Genomic DNA, 16,988 nt, shown 5'->3' with positions numbered 1-16,988 from the left:
TATATGTCTCTTCAAAAATTAGAAAACTATAGTAATAAAGCAGTCGTCCAAGAAGAAGTCTTGATTCTGACTGAGCTATTAGAAGATATCACAAAAAATATGCTAGCGCCAGAAACCTTTGAAAAGATTATCCAGTTGAAGGAATTATCAACTAGCGAGAATTATCAAGGGCTCAATGACCTAGTGACCAGTCTTTCAAATGAAGAAATGATTTACATTTCACGCTATTTCTCTATCCTTCCACTTTTGATTAATATCTCTGAGGATGTGGATTTGGCCTATGAAATCAATCACCAAAACAATGTGGACCAAGACTATCTAGGAAAACTATCTACAACGATTAAGATGGTAGCTGAAAAAGAAAATGCAGCCGAAATTTTAGAAAAGTTAAATGTCGTTCCTGTCTTGACCGCTCATCCAACGCAAGTACAACGCAAGAGTATGCTGGATTTAACCAACCACATCCATACGCTCTTGCGCAAGTACCGTGATGTCAAACTCGGCTTGATTAATAAAGAAAAATGGCACACAGATCTCCGCCGTTATATTGAAATTATCATGCAAACGGACATGATTCGTGAGAAGAAATTGAAAGTAACCAACGAAATCACCAACGTGATGGAGTATTACCAAAGTTCTTTCCTGAATGCTGTTCCACGTTTGACGGCTGAGTATAAGAAACTAGCTAAAGAACAAGGTATCGAGCTTGAGCATCCAAAACCGATTACTATGGGGATGTGGATAGGAGGAGACCGTGATGGAAATCCTTTCGTAACTGCGGAAACTCTTAACAAATCAGCCTTGACTCAGTGCGAAGTCATCATGAACTACTATGATGAAAAGATTTATAATCTTTACCGTGAATTTTCACTTTCAACCAGCATCGTGAATGTCAGCGACAAGGTTCGTGAGATGGCGCTGAAGTCACAAGACAACTCGATTTATCGTGAAAAAGAACTCTATCGCCGTGCCCTCTTTGACATCCAAGCTAAGATGCAGGCAACCAAGGCTTATTTGATTGAAGACAAGGACCTTCAGCCTAGATATGCCACTGCAGATGAATTTTATCAAGATTTGTTGGCCATTCGCGACTCTCTCCTTGAGAACAAAGGAGAATACCTGATTTCAGGAGAATTTGTCGAGTTGATGCAAGCTGTCGAAATTTTTGGATTCTACCTTGCTTCTATCGATATGCGCCAAGACTCTAGTGTTCACGAAGCCTGTGTGGCAGAATTGCTAGCATCTGCTGGCATCAACGACCACTATAGCGATCTGTCTGAAGACGAAAAATGTACCCTCCTCTTAAAAGAGTTGGAAGAAGATCCTCGTATCCTCTCAGCGACTCATGCTGAAAAGTCAGAACTGCTTGAAAAAGAACTTTCTATCTTTAAAGCTGCGCGTAAGTTGAAGGATAAACTGGGTGAAAACGTCATTCGTCAAACCATCATTTCGCACGCAACAAGTGTATCCGATATGCTCGAACTAGCCATTATGCTTAAGGAAGTCGGCTTGGTGGATGCCCAAAAAGCCCGCGTTCAGATTGTTCCCCTCTTTGAAACGATCGAAGATTTGGATCACTCAGAAGAAACCATGAGAAGATATTTCTCTCTACCTTTGGCTAAAAAATGGATTGCTTCAAAAGACAACTACCAAGAAATCATGCTTGGCTACTCTGATAGTAACAAGGACGGTGGTTACCTATCATCATGTTGGACTCTCTATAAAGCGCAACAACAACTGACTGCTATTGGGGATGAATTTGGCGTTAAGGTTACTTTCTTCCATGGTCGTGGTGGTACTGTGGGTCGTGGTGGTGGACCAACTTATGAAGCTATTACATCTCAACCACTCAAGTCTATCAAGGACCGTATCCGTCTGACTGAGCAAGGAGAAGTGATTGGAAACAAATACGGTAACAAAGATGCTGCTTATTACAATCTTGAAATGTTGGTTTCTGCAGCCATTAACCGTATGATTACCAAGAAGAAGAGTGATACCAACACATCAAACCGTTACGAAGCCATCATGGATCAAGTAGTGGACCGTAGTTATGATATCTATCGTGACTTGGTCTTTGGAAATGAACATTTCTATGACTATTTCTTTGAATCAAGTCCAATCAAGGCTATTTCAAGCTTTAATATCGGTTCTCGTCCAGCTGCTCGTAAGACCATCACTGAAATTGGCGGTTTGCGTGCCATTCCTTGGGTCTTCTCATGGTCACAAAGTCGTGTCATGTTCCCTGGATGGTACGGAGTGGGATCAAGCTTTAAAGAATTTATAGATCAAGATCCGAAAAATATCGAGTTTCTTCGAGACATGTACCAAAACTGGCCTTTCTTCCAATCTTTGCTTTCCAATGTAGACATGGTCTTGTCTAAGTCTAATATGAACATTGCTTTTGAATATGCCAAGCTCTGTGAAGATGAAGAAGTGCAGGCTATCTACTACACTATTTTAGATGAATGGCAGTTGACTAAGGACGTTATTTTAGCTATTGAAGGTTATGACGAACTCTTGGCAGAAAATTCTTACCTAAAAGACAGCCTAAACTATCGTATGCCTTACTTTAATATCCTTAACTACATCCAGTTGGAGTTGATCAAACGGCAACGTCGCGGCGAATTGTCAGCTGACGAAGAAAAACTGATCCATACAACTATTAACGGAATTGCAACTGGTTTGCGTAATTCAGGCTGATATTCTACGAACTTCCTCTTTTTTCAAGGGGAAGTTTTTGAATTGTTTAAAAAATTCTAAAAATAACCTTGACAAGTAGTTGAAAAATGATATAATTTAAACATTCAGAAAGTAATCATTGAAGTTTTTTAGAGAGTCTGTGGTTGGTGAAAGCAGATAGATGAAATTGATGAAATTGGGCTGAATGTACTTTAGAATTTGAAATCATAAAAATTCGGTGAGCACACCTTACAGTGCAACTCGTTATTGCGAGAAAGAGCGATAGGGATATTCCCTATAATTGAGGTGGCACCGCGCATCGACGTCCTCACACAAGTTTTTTGTGTGAGGACTTTTTCTATGGGGAGGATAATGATGGAATTTAAACGATGGCATCGCTTGATGATGTGATTTAAAAAGTTAAGATAAAAGAATTAAGGAGAAAGAATATGAAAAATAAACGTTTGATTGGAATTATCGCTGGATTAGCAGTATTGGTAGTGGCTAGCTTGATTTATTCATCCATGAACAAACCAGTAGCTAAGGAAGAGCAAAAGGTTGCTAAGGTTGGTGTTCTTCAATTTGTTAGCCATCCATCCTTGGACTTGATTTATCAAGGAATTCAAGATGGACTTGCTGAAGAAGGGTATAAGGACGACCAAGTAAAAATCGACTTTATGAACTCTGAAGGAGATCAGAGCAAGGTTGCAACCATGAGTAAACAATTGGTGGCAAACGGAAATGATCTTGTTGTTGGGATTGCAACACCAGCTGCTCAAGGACTTGCAAGTGCTACGAAAGACCTACCAGTTATCATGGCAGCTGTAACGGATCCAATCGGTGCTAACTTGGTTAAAGATTTGACAAAACCAGGTGGCAACATTACAGGAGTATCAGACCACAACCCAGCAGAACAACAAGTGGAGCTCATTAAGGCTTTAACTCCTGATGTTAAAACCATTGGAGCTCTCTACTCAAGTAGCGAAGATAACTCAAAATCACAAGTTGAAGAATTCAAAGTTTATGCTGAGAAAGCAGGTTTGAAAGTCGAAACCTTTGCCGTTCCTTCCACTAACGAAATTGCTTCAACAGTTAATGTTATGACCAGCAAGGTCGACGCTATTTGGGTTCCAATTGATAACACCATTGCATCAGCCTTCCCAACAGTTGTATCAAGCAACCAAACAGCCAAAAAACCAATCTACCCAAGCGCAACCGCCATGGTAGAAGCAGGAGGTCTGGCATCTGTAGTAGTTGACCAACACGATCTTGGAGTTGCTACTGGTAAGATGATTGCTAAAGTTTTGAAAGGTGAAAAACCAGCTGATACTCCAGTTAATGTCTTCTCAACTGGTAAGTCGGTTATCAATAAAAAACTAGCGCAAGAACTTGGTATCACAATCCCTGAGTCTCTTCTAAAAGAAGCAGGACAAGTGATTGAATAAGGATAAAGGAGGAGTTGGGGACATCTCCTCCCGTTTTTACTAAAGAAAGAAATGAGTGAAAGATTATGATAGTATCCATTATTTCTCAGGGCATGGTCTGGGCAATCTTAGGTCTGGGAATCTTTATGACTTTTCGAATTTTGAATTTTCCAGATATGACTACCGAGGGATCTTTTCCTCTAGGAGGAGCAGTCGCTGTAACTTTAATAACCCAGGGAGTCAATCCGTTTTTAGCGACCTTGGCTGCAGTAGGAGCAGGCTGTCTAGCTGGAATGGCGACAGGTCTCTTATATACCAAAGGAAAAATTCCAACTCTCTTATCAGGGATTTTGGTTATGACTTCTTGCCATTCCATCATGCTCATGATTATGGGACGTGCCAATCTGGGCCTTCTTGGAACCAAGCAAATTCAAGATATCTTGCCTTTTGATTCGGACCTCAATCAACTTTTGACAGGATTTATCTTTATTGCCCTTGTTATTGGTCTCATGCTCTTTTTCCTAGATACCAAACTAGGTCAGGCCTACATCGCTACAGGTGATAATCCTGATATGGCTCGTAGTTTTGGAATTCATACTGGTCGTATGGAACTCATGGGTTTGGTTCTTTCAAATGGGATTATCGCGCTTGCAGGAGCCTTAATTGCTCAACAAGAAGGATATGCGGATGTGTCTCGAGGAATTGGAGTGATTGTCGTAGGGCTTGCTAGTTTGATTGTTGGTGAGGTTTTGTTCAAGAGTTTGACCTTGGCAGAGCGACTCATGACCATCGTTGTAGGCTCTATCGCTTATCAGTTCCTCGTATGGGGAGTGATTGCTCTTGGATTTAACACGAGCTATTTACGACTATATAGCGCCTTGATTTTGGCAGTTTGTCTTATGATTCCAACCTTCAAAAGCAAATACTTGAAAGGAGTCAAGTTTAGCAAATGACAGCAATTGTAGAATTAAAAAATGCTACCAAAGTCATCACGAATGGCTTTGACGAGGAAAAAATCATTCTAAATGATGTTTCTCTTGAAATTTTTGAACATGATTTCATTACCATCCTAGGTGGAAATGGAGCTGGGAAGTCAACTCTTTTTAACACTATTGCAGGTACCCTACCTTTAACAAGTGGAAGTATCCGTATCATGGGCGAGGATGTGACGCATTTTTCACCTGAAAAGCGGGCTAAGTACCTGTCTCGTGTCTTTCAGGATCCTAAAATGGGTACGGCTCCTCGTATGACGGTGGCGGAAAATCTCTTGATTGCCAAGTATCGTGGTGAGAAGAGAGGGCTCCTTCCTAGAAGGCTATCAAGTCACCGCGAGGAGTTTCAGGCCACCATTGAAAAAGTGGGAAATGGCCTTGAAAAACATCTCGACACTCCGATTGAGTTTCTATCAGGTGGACAACGTCAGGCCTTGAGTCTCTTGATGGCAACCTTGAAGCGACCAGAGTTACTCTTGTTGGATGAACACACAGCAGCTCTTGACCCAAAGACCAGTGTGGCCTTGATGGAGTTAACAGATGAATTTGTCAGCAAAGACCATCTGACAGCCTTGATGATTACTCACCATATGGAAGATGCATTGAGGTATGGAAATCGTCTGATTGTTATGAAGGAAGGCCGTATCATCCAAGACCTCAATAAAGAAGAAAAAGCTAAGATGAAAATTTCAGACTACTATCAATTATTTGAATAGATGAGTGAAGTAATCATCAAAAAATAGTGAAAATTAACTTAGAAACATGGAAGTGTTTCTGAGTTTTTTATCACCTCTTTCTATCTAGAAAAATAAGGCAAAGAGAATTACGGAAAGCGTATGAAATGGTTTACTTTTTTTCAGAAATAAGCTATACTAGTTTACGTGAAACTATGATAAGATGGAGGTATTGTGTATGGTTGACAAGCAAGTCATTGAAGAAATCAAAAACAATGCCAACATTGTGGAAGTCATAGGTGATGTGATTTCTTTACAAAAGGCTGGACGGAACTATTTAGGGCTCTGTCCTTTTCATGGTGAAAAGACCCCTTCTTTCAACGTTGTGGAAGACAAGCAGTTTTATCACTGTTTTGGCTGTGGTCGTTCAGGAGATGTCTTTAAGTTTATCGAAGAATACCAAGGTGTGTCCTTCATGGAAGCCGTTCAGCTCTTAGGAGAGCGCGTCGGTATTCAACTAGCTACGCCGGTACAGTCTCGTCCCCAACAAACTTCCCCTCATCAAGCTCTATACGATATGCATGAAGAAGCTGCCCGTTTTTACCATGCCATCCTCATGACGACAAAGATGGGAGAAGAAGCAAGGGCTTATCTCTACAAACGCGGATTGACAGATGATGTTCTGAAGCACTTCCAGATTGGACTAGCTCCAGCAGAGAGAACTTATCTCTATCAACGTTTGGCTGACAAGTTTGAGGAAAAGGATTTATTGGATTCGGGCTTGTTTTATCTGTCAGATGGTAATCAATTTTATGATACTTTTTTTGGACGAATCATCTTTCCTTTGACCAATGACAAGGGGCAGGTTATTGCATTTTCAGGTCGTATCTGGCAAGAAACGGATAGTCAGACTGCCAAATATAAAAATAGCCGCTCGACTGCAATTTTTAACAAGAGCTACGAATTGTATCATCTGGACAAGGCAAAAAAGGGAACAGGTAAGATTACAGAGCTCTATCTGATGGAAGGCTTCATGGATGTGATTGCAGCCTACCGTGCTGGTATAGAAAATGCTGTAGCTTCCATGGGAACAGCCTTAAGCAAGGAGCATGTTGATCACCTCAGACGCTTTACCAAAAAAATTGTTCTCAGCTACGATGGCGACAAGGCAGGGCAGACAGCAACAGCCAAGGCTCTAGAGGAGTTAAAAGACTTCTCAGTTGAGGTTGTTCGAGTACCTGATGCCATGGACCCAGATGAGTATTTGCAAAAGAATTCTGCTGAAGACCTGGCTTACCTTTTAACCAAGACTCGGATTAGTCCCATAGAGTTCTATATTCACCAGCTCAAGCCGGAAAATAGTGATAACTTACAGGCGCAAATTGAGTTCATTGAAAAGATTGCGCCCCTAATCGCCAAAGAAAAGTCTATCACTGCCCAGAATTCTTATATCCACATTCTGGCGGATAATCTACCTTCTTTTGATTACCAGCAGGTAGAACAGATTGTAAATGAAAGTCGGATTGTTCAGAGGCAGGAAAGAGTCAAAGAGGAGCAACCTCCAGTAGCGATTAGTATACCTGTAACGCGACAATTGACAGCAGTCATGAGAGCAGAGGCTCATCTCCTTTATAGGATGGCTGAGAATCCAGTTGTTCTAAATGACTACAGATTAAGAGAAGATTTTTTCTTTGATACCCCAGAATTTCAGATTCTTTACGAATTATTAAGTGAGCAGGGAGAAATCGGCTCAGAGGAGCTTTATCATCAGACGCCTGAGGTTGAAAATGCTTGGTACCACGTGCTTAGCTTGGATTTGCCAGCTGAGATGTCGCCTCAAGAGCTAATGGAAGTCGAAGCGACTCGAAACCGTGCTCTCCTCAGCAAGGACAACTTACGAATTAAAAAGAAAGTGCAGGAAGCTAGTCATGTAGGAGATACAGACACCGCCTTGGAAGAATTGCAACGATTGATTTCCCAAAAGAGAAGAATGGAGTAATAATGGCAACAAAACAAAAAGAAGTAACTACATTTGATGTGCAAGTGGCAGACTTTATCCGTAACCACAAAAAAACAGGAACAGCAACAGACGACGAAATCAATTCAAGTCTGGTTATTCCTTTTACTCTCGATGCAGACGGCATTGAAGACCTTTTGCAACGGATTCAGGATGCTGGAATTTCTATCACAGATAACGAAGGAAATCCAAGTGCGCGTGTTCTTAGTGCAGAAGAAGAACCAGAACTCAGTGATGAGGACTTGATTGGTTCAACTTCAGCCAAGGTTAATGACCCAGTCCGTATGTATTTGAAGGAAATCGGGGTTGTTCCTCTCTTGACCAACGAAGAGGAAAAAGAATTGGCCCTAGCAGTTGAGGCTGGTGATATTGAAGCCAAACAACGCCTTGCGGAAGCCAACCTTCGTTTGGTGGTTTCTATCGCTAAGCGCTACGTAGGGCGTGGCATGCAGTTTCTTGACTTGATCCAAGAAGGAAACATGGGCTTGATGAAGGCTGTTGACAAGTTTGACTATTCAAAAGGATTTAAGTTTTCTACGTATGCAACTTGGTGGATTCGTCAGGCAATCACTCGTGCCATCGCTGACCAAGCTCGCACCATTCGTATCCCTGTTCACATGGTTGAAACTATCAATAAATTGGTTCGTGAACAGCGTAACCTCCTTCAAGAATTGGGGCAAGATCCAACTCCTGAACAAATCGCTGAACGTATGGATATGACACCTGACAAGGTCCGTGAAATTTTGAAAATCGCTCAAGAACCAGTATCACTTGAAACACCGATTGGAGAAGAGGACGATAGCCATCTTGGGGACTTTATCGAAGACGAAGTGATTGAAAATCCAGTGGACTACACAACTCGTATCGTTTTGCGTGAGCAGCTGGATGAAGTTTTGGATACTCTCACAGACCGTGAAGAAAACGTCTTGCGCTTGCGCTTCGGTTTGGACGATGGGAAAATGCGTACTCTTGAAGATGTTGGTAAAGTCTTTAACGTGACTCGTGAGCGTATCCGTCAGATCGAGGCCAAGGCTTTGAGAAAATTGCGCCAACCAAGTCGCAGCAAACCCCTTCGTGATTTTATTGAAGACTGAGAGTGAGGAATAACATGGCTTATACAGAAGAGCAAATTGAAACGATCAAAACACGCATTTTAAATGCTTTGGAAGAAGTCATCGACCCTGAGTTGGGGATTGATATTGTCAACCTAGGTTTGATTTATGAAATTCGTTTTGATGGTGAAACAGGTCATACTGAAATTGATATGACCTTGACAACTATGGGCTGCCCACTGGCTGACCTTTTGACAGACCAGATACATGATGCGATGACAGATGTGCCTGAGGTAACCAATACCGAAGTTAAATTGGTCTGGTATCCAGCTTGGACAGTTGAAAAAATGAGCCGATACGCGCGTATCGCCCTAGGAATTAAATAAAGACTAAAAAAATGAGAGAGACGATTGGAAAATAAGGTAATTTTATCCTTTTTCCTTTGGTCTCTTCTTTCTTTTGCTGATTTTCTGGAAATAAAATGGTATAATGAAAGGTATGGAAAACGAAAAATTGCGTATTAATATGCTGAGTTCAAGTGAAAAAGTAGCTGGTCAAGGAGTGTCAGGAGCTTATCGAGAATTGGTTAGTCTCCTTCACCGTGATGCCAAAGATCAGTTGATTGTTACAGAGAATCTTCCTGTTGAAGCGGATGTAACTCACTTTCACACCATTGATTTCCCTTATTATTTATCTACTTTCCAAAAGAAACGCTCTGGGAGAAAAATTGGCTATGTGCATTTTTTGCCTGATACGCTTGAGGGGAGTTTGAAGATTCCATTTTTCCTAAAAGGAATTGTCAAACGCTATGTTTTTTCCTTTTACAACCGAATGGAACACTTGGTGGTGGTCAATCCCATGTTTATCGAGGATTTGGTGGCGGCTGGTATTCCACGTGAAAAAGTGACTTATATTCCAAACTTTGTCAATAAGGAAAAATGGCATCCACTGCCAGCTGAACTGGTTGCACAACTCCGGAAGGAAATGGATCTTTCGGAAGATCAGTTTGTTGTAATCGGTGCGGGTCAGGTTCAGAAACGTAAAGGAATTGATGATTTTATCCGTCTTGCTGAGGAATTGCCAGAAATTACCTTTATCTGGGCAGGTGGTTTTTCATTTGGTGGGATGACAGATGGTTATGAACGCTACAAGAAGATAATGGACAATCCACCTGAAAATCTTATTTTTCCTGGAATTGTGTCACCCGAACGGATGCGGGAACTTTATGCTATGGCGGATCTGTTCTTGCTACCAAGTTATAATGAATTATTCCCTATGACCATCTTAGAGGCCGCTAGTTGCGAGGCTCCTATTATGTTAAGAGATTTGGATCTATATAAGGTTATTCTTGATGGGAATTATCGTGCTACAAGTGATGTTTCCGAGATGAGAGAAGCAATCCTAGAATACAAGAATGATTCTGAAGCCTTAAAAGACTTGAAAGAAAAAGCTTGCGAGATCTCCAAAGAGTACTCTGAGGAGCATTTGTTGGAAATCTGGTTAAAATTTTATCGAGAACAGGCTGCTTTGGGCAAAAAGTGAGGTAATTTATGCGAATTGGTTTATTTACAGATACCTATTTCCCTCAGGTTTCCGGGGTCGCGACTAGTATTCGGACTTTGAAAACTGAGCTTGAAAAGCAGGGGCATGCAGTTTTTATCTTTACAACAACAGATAAAGATGTGAACCGCTACGAGGATTGGCAAATTATTCGCATTCCGAGTGTCCCTTTCTTTGCGTTTAAGGATCGACGATTTGCCTACCGAGGTTTTACAAAGGCGCTTGAAATTGCCAAGCAGTATCAACTCGATATTATTCATACCCAGACAGAATTTTCTCTTGGTTTGTTAGGAATTTGGATTGCGAGAGAATTGAAAATTCCAGTTATTCATACCTACCATACCCAGTATGAAGACTATGTGCATTACATTGCTAAGGGCATGCTAATTCGTCCGAGTATGGTAAAATATTTGGTGCGTGGCTTCCTTCATGATGTAGATGGCGTGATTTGCCCTAGTGAGATTGTTCGTGACCTTTTATCTAAATACAAAGTCAAGGTTGAAAAGCGTGTCATCCCAACTGGAATTGAGCTGGCTAAGTTTGAACGACCTGAGATCAAAGAGGAAAACTTACTAGAGCTTCGCTCGAAGTTAGGTATTCAGGAAGGCGAGAAAATGTTGCTGAGTCTTTCTCGTATCTCCTTTGAGAAGAATATCCAAGCAGTCTTAGCTGCCTTTGCACAGGTTTTGAAAGAAGAAGACAAGGTGAAGTTGGTTGTTGCTGGAGACGGACCTTATTTGGACAGTCTGAAGGAACAAGCAGGGAAATTAAACATACAAAAACATGTGATTTTTACAGGTATGATTGCTCCAAGTGAGACAGCCTTGTACTATAAAGCAGCTGATTTCTTTATTTCAGCCTCTACGAGTGAAACTCAGGGTTTAACCTATCTAGAAAGTCTAGCCAGTGGAACGCCTGTTATTGCTCATGGCAATCCCTATCTTGAAAATCTGATCAATGATAAAATGTTTGGTACTCTCTACTATGGAGAACGAGAGCTTGCAGGAGCTATCCTTGAAGCATTGATTGCTACTCCTGATATGTCTGAACAAAATTTGGCGGATAAGTTGTACGAGATTTCGGCTGAAAATTTTGGGAAACGAGTTCATGAGTTTTACCTTGATGCTATTATCTCAAATAATTTTGAACATGAGTTACATGATGGACAACCTGTCAGTCAACGCTTCTTAAAAACGATTCTCTATCTACCTCAACAGGCTGTTACAAGCCCAGTAAAAGAATCCAAACGTATTTTAAGAGCGTCTCGAAAACAATTGTCTAGCATCAGAGATTATTGGAGAGACGAATTCAAATAATAGAATAAGAGGAAGAAAAAATGAAAAAATTAATGAGAAGCGGGAAAGATCAAAAAATTGGTGGAGTATGCGCAGGAGTTGCTCATTATTTTGATATTGATCCAACAATTGTTCGTGTCATTTGGGCTGTTCTTGCATTTTGTTATGGGACAGGAGTCCTTGCTTATATCATTTTATGGTTGATTGCACCAGTTTCGACAGAATATTAAATTAGAATTATATTGAAAAAGGAGAAGTTATGGCTTTTGGAGATAACGGAAAACGTAAAAAAACTTTGTTTGAAAAGGTGACACTTGTTGTCGTGCTCATCATGTTGTTTGTAACCCTTGCTGGTATCTTTGCAACTGCGCTTGGAGCTTTTAGCAGATTCTAAGCAAGCTACGAGGATAGAAACAATAACTAATGACTGGGTTCTCCCCAGCCTTTTTAAAGTGAGAAGAAAATATGAGTATGTTTTTAGATACAGCCAAAATTAAAGTCAAGGCTGGTAATGGTGGCGATGGCATGGTTGCCTTTCGCCGTGAAAAATATGTCCCTAATGGCGGTCCTTGGGGTGGTGATGGTGGACGTGGAGGTAACGTTGTTTTCGTGGTAGACGAAGGCTTACGTACCTTGATGGATTTCCGCTATAACCGTCATTTCAAGGCTGATTCCGGTGAAAAAGGAATGACCAAAGGAATGCACGGACGTGGTGCAGAAGATCTACGTGTTCGCGTACCACAGGGGACTACTGTACGTGATGCGGAAACAGGTAAAGTCATTACAGACTTAATTGAACATGGTCAAGAATTTATCGTGGCTCATGGCGGTCGTGGCGGTCGTGGAAATATCCGTTTTGCCACGCCCAAAAATCCTGCACCTGAAATCTCTGAGAATGGAGAACCAGGACAAGAACGTGAGTTGCAACTGGAATTGAAGATTCTAGCGGATGTCGGCTTGGTCGGTTTCCCATCTGTCGGAAAGTCAACTTTGCTTAGTGTCATCACTTCAGCCAAACCCAAAATTGGTGCTTACCACTTTACGACGATTGTCCCTAATTTAGGTATGGTTCGTACGCAGTCAGGTGAATCTTTTGCAGTAGCAGACCTTCCAGGTTTGATTGAAGGGGCCAGTCAAGGTGTTGGTCTTGGAACCCAGTTTCTTCGTCATATTGAACGTACACGAGTTATCCTCCATGTCATCGATATGTCGGCTAGTGAAGGACGTGATCCTTATGAGGACTACCTTGCGATCAATAAGGAATTGGAATCCTATAACCTTCGTCTCATGGAACGTCCGCAGATCATTGTAGCCAACAAGATGGATATGCCTGAAAGTCAGGAAAATCTGAAAACTTTCAAGGAGAAGTTGGCAGCAAACTACGACGAGTTTGAGGAACTTCCAGCTATCTTCCCTATTTCTGGATTGACCAAGCAAGGGTTGGCGACTCTTTTGGACGCGACAGCTGAATTGTTAGACAAGACTCCAGAATTCCCAATCTATGATGAATCCGATATGGAAGAAGAGGCTTACTATGGCTTTGACGAGGAAGAAAAAGCCTTTGAGATTAGTCGTGATGATGATGCGACATGGGTACTTTCTGGTGAAAAACTCATGAAACTCTTTAACATGACCAACTTTGACCGTGACGAATCGGTCATGAAGTTTGCTCGACAGCTTCGTGGTATGGGAGTTGACGAAGCCCTTCGTGCGCGTGGCGCCAAAGATGGCGATTTGGTCCGAATCGGTAAATTTGAATTTGAATTTGTAGACTAGGAGATTGATATGGGAGATAAACCGATATCATTCCGAGATGCAGATGGAAATTTTGTTTCTGCAGCAGATGTGTGGAATGAAAAGAAACTAGAAGAATTGTTTAATCGTCTCAATCCTAAACGCGCTCTACGATTGGCACGTACAAAGAAAGAAGAAACACAGTCAAAGAAATAAAAAATTCCCGTGATCTTTTAATCACGGGATTTGTTTTATTCACTAAAGAAAAATGGTGGTGCATATTTTTTAAGACTTTTAAAACATGCTTGCGCTTTTGTAGCATCTTCACAGATAATCATGCAGACATCGTCTCCACAAAGAGTTGCAACGATATCTGGAAAGGCCAAGGAATCAATTACAGATCCAAATGATTGGGCTAAACCGGGTAAAGTTTTCAAAATAACTTGGTGTTGCACAGGACGCAACATAACAAGAGCATCTTCCATATAGTTTTCAAGACGTTTTTCCCACTTGGAGATAGATCCTGTATTTAGCACATAGTAAGAATTATCTTCTTCACGCACTTTTGAAAGGTTCATGGTTTTGATATCGCGTGATAAGGTAGCCTGAGTAACTTGGATATCATTTTCCGCTAACAAGGCTTGTAATTCAGCTTGAGTATGGATTTTGTTTTTTGAAACGAGGGCGCGGATAAGTTGGTGTCTGTGTTCTGATTTGTTCATAAAGTAAGTACTCCTTTTACAAGGTACAGTAGCGTGGACTGAACGAAAATGTCAGTCGGGTGGTAGGCGGTATTGTCACGTATGATGATTTCAAAGTCAGTAAGATAAAGAACTAGATGGAGAGATTCTCCTTCTTTTAACCTGTCACTAGTTGGATGCAGATAAACTGGGTAGCAATCCGTTCATCTACATTGATGTTCTTTAATGACAGTGAATCATTCAATTTGGGTAGCTTTTTGTCACGGCTTGTTGTGAATTCACTCTAAATGTTAATTCACAGAGATTTCCAACATGTGGTGTAGTAGCGTGTATGATAAATGGTTACACATGTTGGTTAGAGGGAGTATCTTTTGTCCAAGTTCTATCTAGGGCTTCTAAAATGCTTTCAGATGAACTGGATTTGATACGAAGTTTATGTTTGATTCGACTGTTCAAGTGGAAAACTTTGGTTATAGGAAGTTCAATGGTCTATTTCATTGACTTTTCCTTTGAATCCTTTCATATTGAAAGTCTGGTAGATTATACCTTTTGACAAGGTAGGATAAGACTAGATTGTGCTAAATCAACCGTCAATTGATAGTCTGTATTATCTCGAATTGTAATCTCAAAGTCTGTTGTGTAGAGAACCAAACGGAGAGTATCTCCTTCTTTAAGTTTGTAGATAGTTGGTTGAAGCTCTAGCTTGAAGTCCATCCATTCATTTGGTTGGATTTCTTCAATCGTCAAGAGATTGGTTCGATTTTGAAGATTAAGGTAGCCTTTGGTGATGACACGTTGGGCACTTGGGTTGAAAGGCAGTTCACAGAGATTTTCTAACATGTGGTAACGACCATTATCAATGGTTCTAGCACTTAAAACAGCTGGATAAGGCTGAAGATATTTCTTTTGTCCAAGTTCTAACAGTTGGGCTGATAATAAGCCCTTGTTCGTACTCGATTTGACACGAAGTTTCAGCTCCACTCGCCCATTTAAGTGAATGTCTTGACTTACTGGGAGGTCAATGGTAATCTGATTAGCTTTTCCTTGGAAAAGTTCGGTGTTGAAAGTCTGGTAAGTCTTACCATAACGATCAAAATCTTTTTGATCATACTGGTTTTGAATCACTTTTTCTTCGGTTCCAAGAGAGAAGGTATGCAGTTCATCTTTCTTGCCAAAGTCATCAAGACTTTGCCATGTTTGCGGTGCGATATTGTCCTGCCAGATGACAGTCGGAAGTTGATAGCCTGAGTCAATTCCTAACAATTTCTTACTTAACAAGGCATTCATGGACTCGCGGAAGTCGATCGACTGCCAGTTGTTCATATAAACATGGGCACCATGATGGAAAAAGAGGTGCTTATTGATATGGCTAGGAAGGGCATGAAACATCTGGTAAACATGAAGAGGTTTGACGTTCCAATCCTGGGAACCATGCGTAAAGACGACCTCAGCTTGAACCTTGTGAGCATTGAGCAGATAGTTGCGGTCATGCCAAAACTGATTGTAGTCACCAGTCTTGCGATCGAGAAGCTCTTTTACCTTTTCTAAATCCGCTTTGTGGGCTTCATTAGCACGGAGATAGTCACCAGCTAAGAGATTACGGGAGTAGGTCAATTCAGCAAGTGAGTCAAAATCTTCACCTGGATAGCCCCCTGGGCTAGTCACCAGACCATTTTCCCGATAGTAGTTGTACCAAGAGGAAATACCTGCTTCTGCGATGATGACTTCTAAGCCATCAACACCAGTGGTGGCAAGACCATTGGACGTGGTACCTAGATAGGAAATTCCTGTTGTTGCAACTTTGCCGTTTGACCAGTCAGCCTTGACTTGGCGCTTGCGCGTGTGGTCCGTGAAAGCACGACAACGACCATTGAGCCAATCAATGACATTTTTATAAGCTTCAATCTGCTGGTAGTCACCATTGGTCATGAGACCTTGAGAATCTTTGGTTCCAACACCTGATACATAGAGATTGGCAAATCCACGTGGGAGGAAGTAGTCATTGAGTGTATATGAGCTATTGATATGAGATAGCTTTTCTTCAGCTTCTGAGACGACTTCTGCTTGACCATGAGGTTCGACTAAATTCAGCTTAGGTTCCTCAAGTTCAATGGTGTGGGGCAGTTTGACCTCAAGCTCCCCTTCCATTTTGTAGAGAGCCTTGTCACTGGCTTTGTCGTTGGTCCCTTGGTGATAAGGGCTGGCAGTCATAAGAGCTGGAATCTGTCCATCATAGCGAGGACGAATAATGCTGACCTTGACTAAGTCAGGGAGACCGTCGTTATCAGTATCCACACGACTCTCGACATACACGACTTCACGAATGACATTGTGAGTAGAGAAGGTTGCCAAGCTCTTACCGTTAAAGTAGTGGTAGTGATTGTCTTCTGAAATGAGTCCATCACTAACAAGCTGATCGATGAGCGTGTTTCCTTTTTTCGTTCGCGTATTGAGTAACTGATAAAGATTTTCAATGAGATCTCCATAAACAATAGGAAAACCAGTTTCTTTACGGAACTGTTCGGCATCCTCAAAGTCAACAAGATAGCTAAATCCTAAAAGTTGAAAAGCTACTGTGTAGAAAATCTCTGCAGTTAACTCACGGTTTGACTGGAAAAAGGTTACTAAATCTGTTTCTTTATCCGCAGCCAATGTGGACAAGGCATAATCCGTGTTAGAATAAGTGAAAAAACTCCAACGAATAAAGTCTTCAAACTGTCTTTTTAAGGACAGTTGGGGTGACAGCTTTAGACCAAGACCTTCTAATTCCTCAAATCGTTGAGAACTAGCGGTTGGTTGATAGCTGAATTGATTAAAACGCATGTTTCTCTCCTTTGAAAACAAACTGGATTTATTATAT

Annotated in this window: 15 protein-coding genes and 1 other annotated feature; of the genes, 13 read left to right on the top strand and 2 right to left on the bottom strand. The window is 41.2% G+C overall.

The features are described from left to right. Positions 1–3: 3 nt before the first annotated feature. The 13 genes from ppc to B7723_RS10535 all read left to right on the top strand — a co-directional run bounded on the left by ppc (position 4) and on the right by B7723_RS10535 (position 13,643). Positions 4–2,700: a phosphoenolpyruvate carboxylase gene (gene ppc / locus B7723_RS05880; protein ID WP_084849581.1), complete on the top strand. Its 2,697-nt coding sequence runs from the start codon at positions 4–6 to the stop codon at positions 2,698–2,700. A 96-nt stretch (positions 2,701–2,796) separates the two neighbouring features. Further along, positions 2,797–3,012 (top strand) — a binding site (T-box leader). A 116-nt stretch (positions 3,013–3,128) separates the two neighbouring features. Then, a complete protein-coding gene (gene trpX / locus B7723_RS05875) occupies positions 3,129–4,124 on the top strand; it encodes a tryptophan ABC transporter substrate-binding protein (RefSeq protein WP_084849582.1) in 996 nt (331 codons plus the stop codon). 65 nt (positions 4,125–4,189) lie between these two features. Beyond that, complete coding sequence (locus B7723_RS05870; protein ID WP_084849583.1) at positions 4,190–5,056, top strand: ABC transporter permease; 867 nt, start codon at positions 4,190–4,192, stop codon at positions 5,054–5,056. Further along, positions 5,053–5,811, top strand: coding sequence for an ABC transporter ATP-binding protein (locus B7723_RS05865; RefSeq protein ID WP_084849584.1), 759 nt, complete (start codon positions 5,053–5,055; stop codon positions 5,809–5,811). Before B7723_RS05870 ends, B7723_RS05865 begins: the two co-directional genes overlap by 4 nt. A gap of 196 nt (positions 5,812–6,007) precedes the next feature. Continuing rightward, entirely contained in the window at positions 6,008–7,768 is a 1,761-nt protein-coding gene (gene dnaG / locus B7723_RS05860; protein WP_084849585.1) for a DNA primase, read from the top strand. A gap of 2 nt (positions 7,769–7,770) precedes the next feature. Continuing rightward, complete coding sequence (rpoD, locus tag B7723_RS05855) at positions 7,771–8,880, top strand: RNA polymerase sigma factor RpoD (RefSeq protein ID WP_000201892.1); 1,110 nt, start codon at positions 7,771–7,773, stop codon at positions 8,878–8,880. Positions 8,881–8,894: 14 nt separating this feature from the next. Further along, positions 8,895–9,224, top strand: a complete 330-nt coding sequence (locus B7723_RS05850; RefSeq protein WP_000331930.1) for a metal-sulfur cluster assembly factor — start codon at positions 8,895–8,897, stop codon at positions 9,222–9,224. Positions 9,225–9,336: 112 nt separating this feature from the next. Next, positions 9,337–10,380: a glycosyltransferase family 4 protein gene (locus B7723_RS05845; protein WP_193431857.1), complete on the top strand. Its 1,044-nt coding sequence runs from the start codon at positions 9,337–9,339 to the stop codon at positions 10,378–10,380. Positions 10,381–10,388: 8 nt separating this feature from the next. After that, complete coding sequence (locus B7723_RS05840; protein ID WP_084849586.1) at positions 10,389–11,714, top strand: glycosyltransferase family 4 protein; 1,326 nt, start codon at positions 10,389–10,391, stop codon at positions 11,712–11,714. Positions 11,715–11,734: 20 nt separating this feature from the next. Next, positions 11,735–11,923, top strand: coding sequence for a PspC domain-containing protein (locus tag B7723_RS05835; RefSeq protein WP_000735790.1), 189 nt, complete (start codon positions 11,735–11,737; stop codon positions 11,921–11,923). Positions 11,924–11,952: 29 nt separating this feature from the next. Next, positions 11,953–12,087: a DUF4044 domain-containing protein gene (locus B7723_RS05830; RefSeq protein ID WP_000863851.1), complete on the top strand. Its 135-nt coding sequence runs from the start codon at positions 11,953–11,955 to the stop codon at positions 12,085–12,087. 71 nt (positions 12,088–12,158) lie between these two features. Then, positions 12,159–13,469 carry a GTPase ObgE gene (obgE, locus tag B7723_RS05825; protein ID WP_000061637.1) on the top strand — a complete coding sequence of 437 codons (1,311 nt, stop codon included), beginning with the start codon at positions 12,159–12,161 and terminating at the stop codon, positions 13,467–13,469. Positions 13,470–13,478: 9 nt separating this feature from the next. Further along, a complete protein-coding gene (locus tag B7723_RS10535; RefSeq protein ID WP_000502578.1) occupies positions 13,479–13,643 on the top strand; it encodes a hypothetical protein in 165 nt (54 codons plus the stop codon). Between the two features lie 35 nt (positions 13,644–13,678). On the opposite strand, the gene B7723_RS05815 is transcribed toward B7723_RS10535, so the two are convergent. After that, positions 13,679–14,149, bottom strand: coding sequence for an arginine repressor (locus B7723_RS05815; protein ID WP_084849587.1), 471 nt, complete (start codon positions 14,147–14,149; stop codon positions 13,679–13,681). A gap of 519 nt (positions 14,150–14,668) precedes the next feature. Continuing rightward, complete coding sequence (locus tag B7723_RS05810) at positions 14,669–16,951, bottom strand: Xaa-Pro dipeptidyl-peptidase (protein ID WP_084849588.1); 2,283 nt, start codon at positions 16,949–16,951, stop codon at positions 14,669–14,671. Positions 16,952–16,988 lie beyond the last annotated feature (37 nt).

Origin of the sequence: Streptococcus oralis subsp. oralis, from assembly GCF_002096435.1 — a bacterium.
Lineage (GTDB): Bacteria > Bacillota > Bacilli > Lactobacillales > Streptococcaceae > Streptococcus > Streptococcus oralis_AA.
Note: the sequence above shows the minus strand (reverse complement) of the source record. Positions and strands in the feature narration are given on the sequence as shown.

Bases quoted from the DNA above. Each gene is read 5' to 3' on its own strand.
- ppc (WP_084849581.1), top strand. From the start codon at position 4: ATGTCTCTTCAAAAATTAGAAAACTATAGTAATAAAGCAGTCGTCCAA.
- trpX (WP_084849582.1), top strand. From the start codon at position 3,129: ATGAAAAATAAACGTTTGATTGGAATTATCGCTGGATTAGCAGTATTG.
- B7723_RS05870 (WP_084849583.1), top strand. From the start codon at position 4,190: ATGATAGTATCCATTATTTCTCAGGGCATGGTCTGGGCAATCTTAGGT.
- B7723_RS05865 (WP_084849584.1), top strand. From the start codon at position 5,053: ATGACAGCAATTGTAGAATTAAAAAATGCTACCAAAGTCATCACGAAT.
- dnaG (WP_084849585.1), top strand. From the start codon at position 6,008: ATGGTTGACAAGCAAGTCATTGAAGAAATCAAAAACAATGCCAACATT.
- rpoD (WP_000201892.1), top strand. From the start codon at position 7,771: ATGGCAACAAAACAAAAAGAAGTAACTACATTTGATGTGCAAGTGGCA.
- B7723_RS05850 (WP_000331930.1), top strand. From the start codon at position 8,895: ATGGCTTATACAGAAGAGCAAATTGAAACGATCAAAACACGCATTTTA.
- B7723_RS05845 (WP_193431857.1), top strand. From the start codon at position 9,337: ATGGAAAACGAAAAATTGCGTATTAATATGCTGAGTTCAAGTGAAAAA.
- B7723_RS05840 (WP_084849586.1), top strand. From the start codon at position 10,389: ATGCGAATTGGTTTATTTACAGATACCTATTTCCCTCAGGTTTCCGGG.
- B7723_RS05835 (WP_000735790.1), top strand. From the start codon at position 11,735: ATGAAAAAATTAATGAGAAGCGGGAAAGATCAAAAAATTGGTGGAGTA.
- B7723_RS05830 (WP_000863851.1), top strand. From the start codon at position 11,953: ATGGCTTTTGGAGATAACGGAAAACGTAAAAAAACTTTGTTTGAAAAG.
- obgE (WP_000061637.1), top strand. From the start codon at position 12,159: ATGAGTATGTTTTTAGATACAGCCAAAATTAAAGTCAAGGCTGGTAAT.
- B7723_RS10535 (WP_000502578.1), top strand. From the start codon at position 13,479: ATGGGAGATAAACCGATATCATTCCGAGATGCAGATGGAAATTTTGTT.
- B7723_RS05815 (WP_084849587.1), bottom strand. From the start codon at position 14,149: ATGAACAAATCAGAACACAGACACCAACTTATCCGCGCCCTCGTTTCA.
- B7723_RS05810 (WP_084849588.1), bottom strand. From the start codon at position 16,951: ATGCGTTTTAATCAATTCAGCTATCAACCAACCGCTAGTTCTCAACGA.